We start from the raw sequence: 14,443 nt of genomic DNA, 5'->3' as shown, positions 1-14,443 counted from the left end.
AGCAATATTTTTATATTGCTCATTATTTTTTGTTCGGTATATACATCCAAAACGTTAAATGATGTGTCATAAGGATGAGATCATCTATAATTTGCTGTCCTGTTTTTTTACTCTAAATTAGTAGTTCTAAATTCTTTTTTATGACGCTTACTATGAGTATTCCAGCTTTGTTATTTCCTGCAATATCATTAACTATGCTGGCTTATAATGCAAGGTATTTAGCTATTGCAGCATTGATACGACAATTACATAAGGAATATTTGACTTCACGATCAAAAAACACCGTATTACAGATCAAAAATTTAAGAAAACGATTATGGTTGATTAGAAATATGCAAGCCATTGCTATCGCTAGTTTTCTCACCAGTGTAATTACTATGTTTTTATTGTATGTAGAAAAGATATCCTGGGCTAATATAGTATTTGGTATTAGTCTTTTTTTACTTATGATTTCACTTTTTTTATCATTTATAGAAGTTCAGATTTCTACCAAAGCACTAGCTATTAGGCTTAATAGAATCGAAGAGGATACGTAAGAAATCCTTATCTTGTTATGATAAATGCTACTGAATGCTTCAAAATGAACTTTTTAATAATGTAATTCAAGATTTCAATGCTGGATATTGGGAGTTGTATGATGATCCAGAAAGAGAGATTTGGTCAGAAAAGTTTTATGATAGTTTAGGATATACAAAAAATGAACTAGAGTCAAAAATAGACTATTTTTTAGAACACCTGATACATCAAGAAGATGTTGAGTTATTCAGAGATAATTTTTTTAGCTATCGACGTAATGCTGTAAGTTTTAAACAGCATATAAAAATTATCGATAAAAAAGGAAATTATAAACTATATAGATGTGCAACTAATGATGAATTACCAGTAAATATAAAATCTAAGATTAGTCTTGTCTTTTTTATTGAAATCAAACTAGAGCCAGAGCAGGATATTACAAAAGATAATTTCTACTATAAAGAAACTGCTCAAATGACAGCTACGGGGAGTTGGTATGTAGATTTTCAGGAAAGGAAAAGTTTCTGGGATTTTGAGACCAGAAGAATTTTAGAATATGCCGACGACTATATTCCTTCTCTTAAAGATTCTGCCAACTACTATGCAGAAGATTCAAGGCAACAGGCGGCAGATTTATTTTTTAATTGCGCTATGGTAGGTACGCCTTTTAATACCGAAATTAAAATGGTAACGGCCAACAAAAGAGAATTTTGGGTACGAGCGATAGGAAAGCCTGTATATAATGAAAATAAAGAAATAATTGGGATTAGAGGTGTTTTTCAGGATATAGATGAAATCAAAAAAAAGGAATTAAGTCTGCAAAAATCAATTGATATTATAGCGTCTCAGAACTCTAGATTATTCAATTTTGCTCATATCGTATCTCACAACCTTAGATCTCATACCAGTAATCTATCTTTATTAGTACAGTTGATTGAAGATATAGATGACCCTAAGGAAAAGATTGGATTAGTCAAAGAAATTAAACAAATATCGTATAGTTTAAATACAACCATCGAACACCTTAATGAGATTGTAGCAATACATACAAATAAGGACCAGGAAAAAAAACCAGTTAAATTCAAAGATGCTTTTAATTTGGTTGCAAGTGGCATCGGGCAAATGATTTCTATGAGCAAGACCAAAATCAAGACAGATTTTAGTGAATTAAATACAATTAATTATATTCCTGCATATTTAGAAAGTATCCTGTTAAATTTAATAACGAATGCTATAAAATATAAACATCAGGATAGAGATCCGGTAATAAAAATCAAAAGCTATTCTAGAGGTAATAAAGAGTATTTAAAGGTCACAGATAATGGTAGGGGAATTGATATGAAACTGTTCAAAGATAAAATATTTGGCATGTATAAAACATTTCATTACAATAAGGATGCAGTAGGAATCGGACTGTTTTTAACAAAAAACCAGGTAGAATCACTTGATGGAAAAATTACTGTAGAGAGTGAAGTAGATAAAGGAACAACTTTTATAATTGAATTTTAATAACAAATAACCCCTTTAAATCATGAGTCATAAAATAGGATTAGCTTGTATTATTGACGACGACAATATGTATGTAAATCTTGTAAAAAGGATTGTAGAAGCAAAAAACCTTTGTAGTAACTTAATGGTATTTCAAAATGGTAAGGATGCTCTTAATTATTTTGAAGCTATTTTGACTAATTTAAATAAAAAGACAATTCCCGAAATCATATTTCTTGATTTAAACATGCCAGTAATGGATGGATGGGAATTTTTGGACAACTTCACTAAAATCAAAAATAAACTCGGAAAAACAATCACACTATACATTGTAAGTTCTTCAATTAATCCGGTAGATATAGAAAGGGCAAAAAGTATTAATACGGTAAAGGATTATCTTGTAAAACCAGTTACCATAGAGGACTTAGAGGCAATCTTTTTAAAGCAAACTTTATAGAAAAAAAGCTTCCCATATAGAGAAGCTTTTTACTACAATATTCTATTGCAGAAATTTCTTAGATTTGCGAAACCCTAAGTGTGTTTACCATTCCTTTTGCAGTAATTGGCATTGCAGCTAAATTGATCAACATATCTCCTTGTTCTACAAATTTACGTTCTAATGCAATTTTATTAATATCTTCGACAGTTTCATCAGTACTTACGAACTTATCATAATAAAAAGCTTTTACTCCCCATAAGAGGCTAAGCTGAGATAAGATTCTATGATTACTGGTAAAGACCAGAATATGAGCATCAGGCCTCCATGCAGAAATTTGAAATGCTGTATAACCACTATTGGTAAGAGTACAGATTGCTTTGGCATCAATATCATTTGCCATGTGCGCAGCATGATAACAAATAGATTTTGTAATAAATCTATTGGTTCTGATATGAGGAGGATTTTGAGGAACCGTTATTAAATCAGAATTTTCTACACTTTTAATAATTTTAGACATAGTTTCGATCACCTGTACAGGATATTTTCCTACAGAAGTCTCGCCAGATAGCATAACGGCATCGGCGCCATCCATTACAGAATTAGCGACATCATTTACCTCGGCACGTGTTGGTGTAAGACTATCGATCATTGTTTCCATCATTTGTGTGGCAATAATCACAGGTATTCTGGCAGTTTTAGCTTTGAGCACCAAGTTTTTCTGAATCAGAGGTACTTCCTGGGCAGGAATTTCTACTCCAAGATCTCCTCTTGCCACCATCAATCCATCGCAATAAGCTACAATCTTATCAATATTCTCTACTCCTTCGGGCTTCTCTATTTTGGCAATAATTGGAATCTTATGTTCACTATGTTCTTTTATGAGGTCTTGTAATTCTATTAAATCCTGGGCATGACGCACAAAAGATAATGCCATCCAATCAACTCCTTGTTCGCATGCAAAAATTGCATCTTTTATATCTTTTTCCGTCAGTGCCGGTAAAGAAATACTAGTATTAGGAAGGTTCACTCCTTTTTTAGATTTTAGAGGGCCTCCTTGTATTACTTTGGTCTTAACGGTATCTTTTTTGTTAGAAGAGATAACTTCAAAAATTAACTTACCATCGTCTAATAATATTCTTTCTCCTGCTTTTACATCTTTTGGGAAACTTTCATAATTCATATAGACCTCTTTAGAGGTGCCCTCAAAAGGTTTACCAGTTACAAAATTGATTATATCACCATCATTAACGATGATATCTCTTTTCATAACACCTACACGTAGTTTAGGACCCTGTAAATCTCCAAGTATAGATGCATTATAACCATGTTCTTTGCTTAGTTTTCGTATAATTTTTATGCGCTCTTTGACATCATCATAATCAGCATGAGAGAAATTTATTCTGAAAACATTTACTCCTGCTTCCAACATTTTTTTTAATATCTCTTCACTACTTGTTGCGGGTCCAAGAGTAGCGACTATTTTAGTTCTTTTACGTTTTGGCATTATTCGAATATTAAGTTGTTCTTTGATTTAAGTGTAGCATATTCCAAAGGATATGCTGTTATAATTTGTGAAATGGTAAGTATGTCTATAAGTAAAGACTTACTTGAAAAATTTGATGCTTCGGTCTCAATTTTTAGAAAAAAATCTACATTTTTTAATTCAGGAATTAAGTATTTTGTAGTATATGTATTCTCTATAGTAGTAAATAGGCCTTCAGAAATCTGATTTTCTGATGTTATTTTGGATTGAAATTTATTTCCGATAAGACTATATGTACTATATTGAAAATGATCATCATACTGATATAATGGAAAATTTGCAGTGAGATCATTATACTCAAAATTGATATCTTCTTTTTTTCTATAGAGCTTTAAATTCAGGTTTTTATTCAATAAAAAAGCCAACCGATATGAAGCTAATGAACAATGAATGGCAATAAGTTCATAATCATCATCGGCAAAGGCATCTAATACTAACCGCTGAACAGCCACTTTGATTTTTTTTGTTTCCGATTTAACGCGAAATATACAAATAAATTCACCTAACAAGTTTAATTAAAGATAAAGTTATTTTACGAAAACGATTGAGTTAGTATCTTTTAACTATAAAAAAATATAGTTTTTCTAGTATGTATATATTTTGATTAATTTAATAAGAAAAAATCTAATGATATTTAGATATTTATTTTAGATTGAAATGCAAAATAAGCTCTTTTTGAAGCTTTTTCTTCTGCTTTCTTTTTTGAAGTAGCTCTTGCTTTTGCAACTACTTTATCATCTATCCAAAGTTTTACGGCAAAATGCTTCATTTCATCTTTACCTGTATCTTCATATACTTCGTAACTAAATACTTTTTTCTCTTTTTGACACCATTCTATCAATAAACTTTTATAACTAATGATTTGTCCCTCTAGACTTTCGATATCAACATATGGATCGATTACTGCTTCTTTAATAAATCGTTCGCAATACACAAAACCACGATCCAGATAAATAGCACCTATTAGTGCTTCAAAAAGATTTCCATGTATATTTATTCCAAATTGAGATTTAGGAATATTGGTCCGCACCAGTTCAATTAGTTTAAGATCTTTACCCAATTCATTAAGATGTTTTCTACTTACTACTTTGGCTCTCATTTTGGTTAAATACCCTTCATTACCTTCGGGTACTTCTTTAAATAAGTGAGCAGCGATAACACTACTTAACATGGCATCACCAAGAAATTCTAACCTTTCAAAATTAACAGCATTTCCTTTTTTGTCTTTTAAATTTAATGACCTATGCGTAAATGCTTTTTCATAAGGTTTAATGTTTTTGGGCTTAAAATTTACTATTTTCTGAATTTTAGAAAAAAAATTCCCGTTCTTTTCAGAGCGGGAATTTAGTATGTTTCGAATAACATTCATTTATTCGTTCAGTTTTTTAAATAACACACAAGCATTATGACCTCCGAAACCAAAAGTATTACTCATTGCATATGTGATTTCACGTTTTTGAGCTTTGTTTAATGTCAAATTCAATGAAGAATCTATGTTCTCATCCACTGTAGTGTGATTGATAGTAGGAGGTACTATACCTTTTTGCATAGCCAAAATAGAAGAAATAGCTTCTATAGCTCCGGCTGCACCAAGTAAGTGTCCTGTCATAGATTTTGTTGAATTGATATTGATGTTAGGTGCATGATCTCCAAAAACCTTAGTAATAGCTTTCAATTCTGCAACATCTCCTAATGGAGTGGATGTTCCATGAGTGTTTATAGCATCTACTTGTTCTGGTGTTACACCTGCATCTTTTAAACAATTAAGCATCACGCGTTCTACACCTATTCCATCGGGATGCGGAGCTGTCATGTGATATGCATCACTAGACATTCCACCACCAACTACTTCGGCATAGATTTTAGCACCTCGTGCTTTTGCGTGTTCATATTCTTCAAGAATAAGAGCTCCACTACCTTCTCCCAAAACGAAACCATCTCTGGTTACGTCAAATGGTCTAGAGGCCGTCTCTGGGCTTTCATTTCTTGTAGACAAAGCGTGCATCGCATTAAATCCTCCCATACCAGCTATAGTAACTGCAGCTTCACTTCCTCCTGTAATGATAATATCACATTGGCCCAAACGAATATAGTTGAACGCATCGATCATTGCATTTGCAGAAGAAGCACAAGCAGAAACTGTGGTATAGTTAGGTCCCATAAAGCCATTTCGTATAGAAATATGACCAGGAGCAATATCGGCAATCATTTTCGGGATAAAGAAAGGATTAAAACGAGGTGTTCCATTTCCGTTGGCATAGCCAATTACTTCTTCCTGAAAAGTCTCTATTCCGCCAATTCCTGCACCCCAGATCACACCAACTCTAAATTTATCAACTTTTTCCAGGTCAATAGCAGCATCTTTTATAGCTTCTTCAGAAGATACAATAGCATACTGGGCGAATTTATCAAGTTTTCGTGCTTCTTTTCTATCAAAATAGTCTGTGGGAGAATAATTTTTGACTTCGCAAGCAAATTTAGTCTTGAAATTTTCGGTATCGAAATAGGTAATGGGAGCGCAACCGCTTTTTCCATTTACTAATCCATCCCAATATTCATCAATATTGTTACCTATAGGTGTTAATGCACCTAGTCCTGTGACTACAACTCGCTTAAGATTCATATTTTGTTGTGAGGTTATTACTTTGCGTCTTCAATATAAGATATTGCTTGACCTACTGTTGCAATGTTTTCAGCTTGATCGTCTGGAATCTGAATATCGAATTCTTTTTCGAATTCCATAATCAATTCTACAGTGTCTAATGAATCAGCGCCTAAATCGTTTGTGAAACTAGCTTCATTTACAACTTCGTTTTCGTCTACTCCTAATTTGTCAACGATTATCGCTTTTACTCTTGATGCAATGTCTGACATAATGTTTAATTTTAATTTTTTAATTAGGTGGCAAAAATAAAAAACTTTATTTTAAAACCCCACAATCCCATAAAAATGTATTTGTATTTTATCAAATATAGCGAAGTATTGCCTTTTTGCTACCTAAAATTGAATAATAATTATTTTTTTTGTGCTCTCTAATTAACAACTTTACTATACTATGAAGCGTATTATAATTTTTGCTTCCGGCTCAGGTACCAATGCCGAAAATATAATTAAGTACTTCCACGAGCGAAAAATTGCCGAGGTTACACATGTGTTCTCTAACAACCTGCGTGCCAAAGTATTAAAAAGAGCTCATGCCTTGAAAGTAAAGGCGTTACACTTTGACAAAGAGTCATTTTATGACACAAACGAGGTACTTAATATCTTAAAAGATGCCAAACCTGACATCATTGTACTAGCTGGATTCTTATGGATTTTTCCTAAAAAAATCATTGAAACTTTTCCTGATAAAGTGATAAATGTTCATCCTGCATTATTACCAAAATATGGTGGAAAAGGAATGTATGGCCATCATGTACATGAGGCTGTGGTTAGAAATAAAGAAAAAGAAAGCGGGATTACGATCCATTATGTAAACGAGCATTATGACGAAGGAGCGATTATTTTTCAGGCTAAAACATCAATTTCTACAGAAGATTCTGCCGAAGATGTAGCGCAGGCCATCCATCGATTAGAATATAAACATTTTCCGATCGTTATAGAAGAACTTCTGTTTGCAGGAAAAAAGTAGTTTGATAATAGTAAGACTAAAGTTGTTTAGTAAGAAAAGTAATTGTCATGCTGGGCCTGTCGAAGCAAATTTGTAGGACAAAAGCACTTCAACAAGCTTAATGTGACTTCCGAAATGTCATTAATGATACCAAACAGACTTAATAATAAATAACGAGAAACAATCAACGAATAAGAATGGCTAAGAAAGAAAAATTTTATGTGGTTTGGGAAGGACACAGGCCAGGGATTTATACCAAGTGGGATGATTGTAAAGCGGCGGTTAAGGGGTATCCTAATGCAAAGTATAAATCGTTTGATTCTTTTGATGTTGCAAAAAAAGCATATAATGGAGATTATGAGGATTATAAAGGAAAAAGTAAACCCAAAAAAACACTTACTGCTGCACAGTTATCAAAAATTGGAGAACCTAATTTGTATTCAATAGCAGTAGATGCTGCTTCTAGTGGTAATCCTGGTAAAATGGAATACCGAGGAGTAGACACTCAAACCGAGAAACAACTTTTTCACCAGGGGCCTTTTCGACAAGGTACAAATAATATAGGAGAATTTTTGGCACTTGTACATGGTCTTGCGTACCTTAAAAAGAAAAATAGTGACCGTATTATTTATTCTGATTCTAAAATAGCGATAGGATGGGTAAAACAAAAGACATGCAAAACAAAACTGCAACGAACTGCTAAAAATAAGGAAGTCTTTGATTTGGTAGATCGAGCTACGCAGTGGCTTAAAGAAAACACATATACAACTACAATTGTAAAGTGGGAAACCAAAGCGTGGGGAGAAATACCTGCAGATTTTGGTAGAAAGTAGTTTTAAGACGTATTCTAGATAACGTTTAATATAAGTGTCGTAACGGGACAAAATGTTACCTTGCTTTTCGCTTTTCTGCGCATTGGTTGTTAACTTCTCTTCACAGCAAGCATTGCGCCTTCATAAAAATACAAACAACCATTCGATTTATCGCTTAGCAGCTACCATCACATATATAATGTTGTATACTTTTTTTACCTTTTCCGTATTTGTATTTTTTCAGAGTCCAGAATATATTGTTTGGATTTTATATAGTCAATTTGCTCTTTTAGAATATTATTGTCTAGATCAGAAGGATTAATAAGTGTAGCCTTTTCTATACTTTTAAGAAGTTTTTTTTCCAATTCAGACCTTTGCGAAACCAGATTCTCGTCGATATAAATTCTTCCTGGAAGCTTTTCAAATTCAAGAATGTCCCATCTCACGTTTTGGACAAATTTCACAATAAATTTTTTCCCTTTTTTATTTTCACAATTTAAAGTAATCGAACCTCCGTCCATCCATGTGGATATTTCTTTGATTAATATTTGAGAAGTGAAATCTATTTTCAAATTATACATTATTAATGGTATACAACAATAATGTATAAATACTATAAATACAAAATGCTCCGGTGTTTTTCCGGAGCATTTTTATATAATAAGACTTTAATCTAATGTAGCAAACAAATTAGATTATGTGATTATTTTTTTCTTAGTTACCACATGCACCAAGGTTATTCCATGAACCACTAGCTGTTAATTGGTATAAAGTTCCTCTATACGTTACTTTATCTCCCACAGAATAAGAAGAAGGATTACCATTAAATTCTGCTACACCAGCACAAATATCAGTAGGAGGAGTGCTATCACACGCACCAAGGTTATTCCATGAACCACTAGCTGTTAATTGGTATAAAGTTCCTTGGTATGTTACTTTATCTCCCACAGAATAAGAAGAAGGATTACCATTAAATTCTGCTACACCATCACAGTTACCACCACCAGTACTAGAACCAGGGTATATTCTTGCAATAAAAGATTTATCTGTTGCAGATAATTGACTATTACTTCCTACGGCAACACCATCTGTAGTATGTGCTGCAGGAATAGGGTAATGCATTATTGATAACGGATCGTATGTACTATAGTTAGAAGTACTTGCTTCATAACGTCTAAAAAGGTTGTTGTCTACCTGTGCTCTACTCCAGTTGTTTGGTGGTCCAGCATAGTAAGCATAAACTGCCTCTTTATCCCAGTTAATTCCTGCTACAGGATTTTGATGTTCATGAATTAAACCAAGAGCATGTCCAAATTCGTGAATGGTAGTTCTTCTAAACTCTGTATCAGAAGTACTGTTGTTAAACCATCCAAAATGCATACTATGTGCATGATCATTAGAATCGGTTCCTAAATAAGACCAAGATCCACCATCGTTTGCAAATTGACCTTCTTTAAAACCAATTTTGATGTTTGCACTGCTGTTTGAAGATACCCATTCAAATTTAATGTTTGCATAACTTTCCCATGCTACAGCATATTGTCTTACTTTAGACTGTACAAAATTATTTCCATTTAAGAATTTTACACGGATAGTTTGACCAGCTTGCCATTCTTTTGCTTTAACACTGGCAGCTTTTGAATCATTCTCGTTAGTGTTCCATTTTTCGATACATACATGAGCAGTTTTTGCATCTGTATGTTGATTAGTTTCGATAATGTCTTCAGAATCTTTTTCGCAATTGAAGAATAAAACCGACAGCGATGTAGCTAAAACGAGTTTAGCTAAATTTAATTTTTTCATAATTAATTGAAAGTTTGAGTTTGTATTGGTGTAAATAACGGTAATTTTTTAAGATTATTTTGGCATTTTTTAATTTTTTTTTTCAGAAATTATAGTTTTTTGGGAATTTTTACACCAAAAAATTGCCATTTTCGTAAATTATCAGGCATAATTCAACATTATTTTCAATGCACAAAATAAAGAGTTAAAATTTTGATTTAGAGTGTGTTATTGTTAAGGTGGCCAAATCTAAAATCATATACCAATCTGTAAAAAGAGTATTGTTTGTTTATTATTTCTAAATAAGTAATAAAATTTTAGGTGTTTTAACTTAGATTTATCAAATAGTGAACAACATCACAAGAAAAATACTTGTACATTCTAACAGAAAATAACCTTTGTATTAATCTTCTTACTACTTAAAAGTAAAACGTATATTTGCAAAAAATTATTACGCTAGTTGTATGAGTAAATTACTTATTGTAGGTTCTATTGCCTTTGATGCTATTGAGACACCTTTTGGTAAAACTGATAAAATATTAGGAGGAGCAGCCCCTTATATTGCGCTTTCTGCCTCGAATTTCAACATTTCTTCATCAATTGTTTCTGTGGTTGGAGAAGATTTTCCCTTGGATTATCTTTCTATGCTTCAGGAAAAAAATATTGACACTTCTGCTGTTGAGATCGTAAAAGGAGGAAAGACTTTTTTCTGGAGTGGTCGATATCATAATGATTTAAATTCTAGAGATACATTAGATACACAACTTAATGTACTTGCAGATTTTAACCCTGTGGTTCCTGATAATTATAAAGATGCAGATATTGTGATGCTGGGAAATCTAAATCCGCTAGTACAGCTAGGTGTAATAGAACAACTTACTACTACCCCAAAACTTACGATATTAGATACTATGAATTTTTGGATGGAAGATGCTTTTTTGGGAGATCTTCTAAAAGTAATTTCAAAAGTAGATGTAATTACTATTAATGATGAAGAGGCCAGACAATTAAGTGGAGAATATTCTTTGGTAAAAGCAGCCAGAGCAATCGAAAAGATGGGGCCAAAATATGTTGTGATTAAAAAAGGAGAACACGGAGCTTTGTTATTTCATGAAGAACAGATCTTCTTTGCTCCTGCACTACCATTAGAAGAAGTTTTTGATCCTACCGGAGCAGGAGATACATTTGCAGGAGGTTTTTCGGGATATCTAACCAAGACAGATGATATTTCATTCGAGAATATGAAAAAAGCAATTATTCATGCTTCAAACCTCGCGTCTTTTTGTGTAGAGAAATTTGGTACAGAGCGAATGGAGAATTTGAATCGAGATGAGGTCCAGAGGCGACTTCAGCAATTTAGAGAGTTAACACAATTCGAGATAGAATTGTCTTGATATAAAGTATAGCCCTAAAGTAATTGTTTAGGGCTTTTTTGATTATGATTAACACAACAACATTTAGAATTGGAATACAATGAGTGATGCGTTAAAACACGAATGCGGTATAGCATTTATTAGATTATTAAAACCATTAGAGTATTATAAGGAGAAATACGGTAGTGCATTTTATGGAGTAAATAAAATGTATCTAATGATGGAAAAACAACATAATCGAGGTCAGGATGGTGCTGGATTTGCAAGTATTAAATTAGATACAACTCCTGGCGAACGATATATAAGTAGAGTTCGATCTAGTGAATCGCAGCCAATACAAGATATTTTTTCTCAGATTAATGATAGGATTAATAAAGAATTGGTGGAGCATCCAGAATATGCTGACGATGTCGAACTACAGAAAAAAAATATTCCCTATATAGGAGAAGTACTTCTGGGACATGTACGCTATGGGACATTTGGTAAAAATAGTGTAGAGAGTGTTCATCCTTTTTTAAGACAGAACAATTGGATGCACCGTAACCTTATTGTAGCAGGTAACTTTAATATGACTAACAATGATGTGTTGTTTAATAACCTTGTAAGATTAGGACAGCATCCAAAAGATAAGGTAGATACCGTTACTGTAATGGAAAAAATAGGCCACTTTTTGGATTCTGAAGTAGCCAAGTTATATAAGAAATTAAAGAAAGAAGGGTTTAATAAAAATGAAGCCTCTCCTCAAATTGCAGAACGATTAAATGTTGCTAAAATCCTTAAAAAATCATCAAGAGATTGGGATGGAGGTTATGCCATGGCAGGAATGCTTGGGCATGGTGATGCTTTTGTTTTAAGAGATCCGGCAGGAATTAGACCAGCATACTATTATAAAGATGATGAAGTAGTGGTGGTTGCTTCAGAAAGACCTGTTATTCAAACTGTATTTAATGTTGCTTTTGATGATGTATTAGAACTTGATCCGGGAAAAGCAATTATCGTCAAAAAGAATGGGGATACATCGATAAATAGAATTATTGATCCATTAGAGAGAAAAGCATGTTCTTTTGAGCGTATTTATTTTTCACGAGGAAGTGATGCCGAAATTTACGAAGAAAGAAAGAGTTTAGGAAGATTGCTTATGCCTCAGGTTTTAGAAGAAATTGATCATGATACAGTAAATACCGTTTTTTCTTTTATTCCGAATACAGCCGAAACCTCTTTTTACGGTATGGTTGAAGCAGCCCAGGATGAATTAAATAAGCAGAAGAACGAAACTATTCTTTCAGAAAAAGAGACATTAACAGATGAACGTCTATCAGAAATTCTCTCGTACAGATTAAGAACAGAGAAAATTGCAATCAAAGATGCTAAGCTTCGTACTTTTATTACAGAAGATAGTAGTAGAGATGATTTGGTAGCTCATGTCTATGATGTGACTTATGGTGTAGTAAAACAAGAAGATAATTTAGTCATAATTGATGATAGTATCGTTAGAGGAACGACACTTAAAAAGAGTATTATCAAGATGATGGATAGATTGAAGCCAAAGAAAATCGTTATTGTTTCTTCGGCACCACAAATTCGTTATCCAGATTGTTACGGAATTGATATGGCAAGATTAGAGGGGTTAATTGCATTTCAGGCAGCATTAGAGCTGTTAAAAGAAAATGGAAATTATGATTTGGTAGAGCAGGTTTATGAAAAATGTAAAGCCCAGGAAAATTTAGTAGACTCTGAAGTGCAAAATTTTGTAAAAGAAATCTATAGTGGATTTTCTGATCAGGAAGTAAGTGATAAAATATCAGAATTATTAAGTGATAAATCGGTAAAAGCCGATGTAAAGATTATTTATCAAACTGTCGATAACCTTCATAAAGCCTGCCCTAAGAATCTTGGAGATTGGTATTTTACAGGAGATTATCCAACAATAGGAGGAAATAGAGTTGTGAATAAGGCTTTTATAAACTTCTTTGAAGGAAAAAATGAAAGAGCTTATTAAAAAAACAAAAATGTTTGTTGTTAAAAAGGGTTAATTTGTGTATTTCAACAAGTATTTTGACCTTTCGTCTAAAACATTTTTTCACTATGAAATAACGTTCTATATTAGCAAAGCCATAGCATAAGTAGGTTAAGTTCATGGTAGATTTGGGGCAAAAAAAGGTGGTTCTTCCACCTTTTTTTATTTTCTGACATTTCGTAATACTTTCACATAAAAAAAGAGTCACAATACTGTAACTCTTTTTTAAAAAATATATTAGTACTTATTTTCCTTGAGCATATCGGCTTGCTACTTCGTTCCAGTCAATTACATTAAAAAATGCTGCGACATAATCCGGACGACGATTTTGGTAGTTTAAATAATATGCATGTTCCCAAACATCTAATGCAAGGATAGGGGTTCCTCCGCATCCAATACCAGGCATTAAAGGATTATCTTGATTAGGAGTAGAGCAAATTTCTACTTTCCCTCCCTGATGTACACATAACCAAGCCCATCCAGATCCAAATCTTGTACCAGCTGCTTTTGAGAATGCTTCTTTAAAAGCATCAAAAGATCCATACGCTGCATTAATTGCATCTGCAATCTCACCAGAAGGCTTATCTCCTCCATTAGGCGACATTATCTCCCAAAATAAATTATGATTATAATATCCACCACCGTTATTTCTAACAGCTCCATTAGACATATCTAGATTAATAAGAATATTTTCAATGGTTTTACCCTCAAGATCAGTCCCTTCAATTGCAGCATTTAATTTGCTAGTATATCCAGCATGATGTTTATCATGATGAATTTCCATGGTACGAGCATCTATATGGGGTTCTAACGCATCAAAAGCGTAGTTTAATTTTGGTAATTCGAATGACATATGTTATTATTTT

General features: G+C 32.9%; 15 protein-coding genes. 7 read left to right on the top strand and 8 right to left on the bottom strand.

Going from position 1 to position 14,443, the window contains the following annotated elements:
- Positions 1-140: 140 nt before the first annotated feature.
- From NNH57_RS16570 to NNH57_RS16560, 3 genes are read left to right on the top strand one after another with little or no spacing between them, the layout of a single operon-like run.
- Complete coding sequence (locus NNH57_RS16570) at positions 141-536, top strand: DUF2721 domain-containing protein (protein WP_074409798.1); 396 nt, start codon at positions 141-143, stop codon at positions 534-536.
- A 34-nt stretch (positions 537-570) separates the two neighbouring features.
- The gene (locus tag NNH57_RS16565; RefSeq protein WP_074409797.1) at positions 571-2,022 is read left to right on the top strand and encodes an ATP-binding protein; all 1,452 of its coding nucleotides are present in this window, start codon (positions 571-573) and stop codon (positions 2,020-2,022) included.
- 22 nt (positions 2,023-2,044) lie between these two features.
- Complete coding sequence (locus NNH57_RS16560) at positions 2,045-2,458, top strand: response regulator (RefSeq protein ID WP_074409796.1); 414 nt, start codon at positions 2,045-2,047, stop codon at positions 2,456-2,458.
- 58 nt (positions 2,459-2,516) lie between these two features.
- On the opposite strand, the gene pyk is transcribed toward NNH57_RS16560, so the two are convergent.
- The 5 genes from pyk to NNH57_RS16535 all read right to left on the bottom strand — a co-directional run bounded on the left by pyk (position 2,517) and on the right by NNH57_RS16535 (position 6,857).
- The gene (pyk, locus tag NNH57_RS16555; RefSeq protein WP_074409795.1) at positions 2,517-3,944 is read right to left on the bottom strand and encodes a pyruvate kinase; all 1,428 of its coding nucleotides are present in this window, start codon (positions 3,942-3,944) and stop codon (positions 2,517-2,519) included.
- Positions 3,944-4,435, bottom strand: coding sequence for an IPExxxVDY family protein (locus NNH57_RS16550; protein ID WP_108808296.1), 492 nt, complete (start codon positions 4,433-4,435; stop codon positions 3,944-3,946). The genes pyk and NNH57_RS16550 overlap by 1 nt, the downstream gene beginning before the upstream one ends.
- A 182-nt stretch (positions 4,436-4,617) precedes the next feature.
- On the bottom strand, positions 4,618-5,352 hold the full coding sequence (gene rnc, locus NNH57_RS16545) for a ribonuclease III (RefSeq protein WP_025666214.1): 735 nt from the start codon (positions 5,350-5,352) through the stop codon (positions 4,618-4,620).
- Entirely contained in the window at positions 5,353-6,606 is a 1,254-nt protein-coding gene (gene fabF, locus NNH57_RS16540; RefSeq protein WP_108808269.1) for a beta-ketoacyl-ACP synthase II, read from the bottom strand.
- Positions 6,607-6,623: 17 nt separating this feature from the next.
- Complete coding sequence (locus tag NNH57_RS16535; protein ID WP_024768509.1) at positions 6,624-6,857, bottom strand: acyl carrier protein; 234 nt, start codon at positions 6,855-6,857, stop codon at positions 6,624-6,626.
- A gap of 181 nt (positions 6,858-7,038) precedes the next feature.
- Here NNH57_RS16535 and purN point away from each other — a divergent pair, with 181 nt between their 5' ends.
- Together purN and NNH57_RS16525 are read left to right on the top strand one after the other, a co-directional pair.
- Complete coding sequence (gene purN, locus NNH57_RS16530; protein WP_074409793.1) at positions 7,039-7,614, top strand: phosphoribosylglycinamide formyltransferase; 576 nt, start codon at positions 7,039-7,041, stop codon at positions 7,612-7,614.
- A gap of 176 nt (positions 7,615-7,790) precedes the next feature.
- Entirely contained in the window at positions 7,791-8,426 is a 636-nt protein-coding gene (locus NNH57_RS16525) for a ribonuclease H1 domain-containing protein (protein WP_074409792.1), read from the top strand.
- Between the two features lie 194 nt (positions 8,427-8,620).
- Here NNH57_RS16525 and NNH57_RS16520 read toward each other — a convergent pair whose 3' ends face one another.
- Positions 8,621-8,977: a hypothetical protein gene (locus tag NNH57_RS16520; RefSeq protein ID WP_132065794.1), complete on the bottom strand. Its 357-nt coding sequence runs from the start codon at positions 8,975-8,977 to the stop codon at positions 8,621-8,623.
- Between the two features lie 142 nt (positions 8,978-9,119).
- The gene (locus tag NNH57_RS16515; RefSeq protein ID WP_074409790.1) at positions 9,120-10,208 is read right to left on the bottom strand and encodes a M12 family metallopeptidase; all 1,089 of its coding nucleotides are present in this window, start codon (positions 10,206-10,208) and stop codon (positions 9,120-9,122) included.
- Positions 10,209-10,651: 443 nt separating this feature from the next.
- Between NNH57_RS16515 and NNH57_RS16510 the strand changes: the two genes are divergently transcribed.
- Positions 10,652-11,581 (top strand): PfkB family carbohydrate kinase, encoded by a 930-nt coding sequence (locus NNH57_RS16510; protein ID WP_074409789.1) that lies wholly within the window; start codon positions 10,652-10,654, stop codon positions 11,579-11,581.
- 79 nt (positions 11,582-11,660) lie between these two features.
- Positions 11,661-13,559, top strand: coding sequence for an amidophosphoribosyltransferase (locus tag NNH57_RS16505; RefSeq protein ID WP_108808270.1), 1,899 nt, complete (start codon positions 11,661-11,663; stop codon positions 13,557-13,559).
- Between the two features lie 262 nt (positions 13,560-13,821).
- Here the strand turns inward: NNH57_RS16505 and NNH57_RS16500 are convergent, their stop codons facing one another.
- Entirely contained in the window at positions 13,822-14,430 is a 609-nt protein-coding gene (locus NNH57_RS16500) for a superoxide dismutase (RefSeq protein ID WP_025666222.1), read from the bottom strand.
- Positions 14,431-14,443 lie beyond the last annotated feature (13 nt).

It is taken from the genome of Aquimarina spinulae (assembly GCF_943373825.1).
Classification (GTDB): domain Bacteria; phylum Bacteroidota; class Bacteroidia; order Flavobacteriales; family Flavobacteriaceae; genus Aquimarina; species Aquimarina spinulae.
This window is presented reverse-complemented; position numbering and strand designations above follow the sequence as displayed.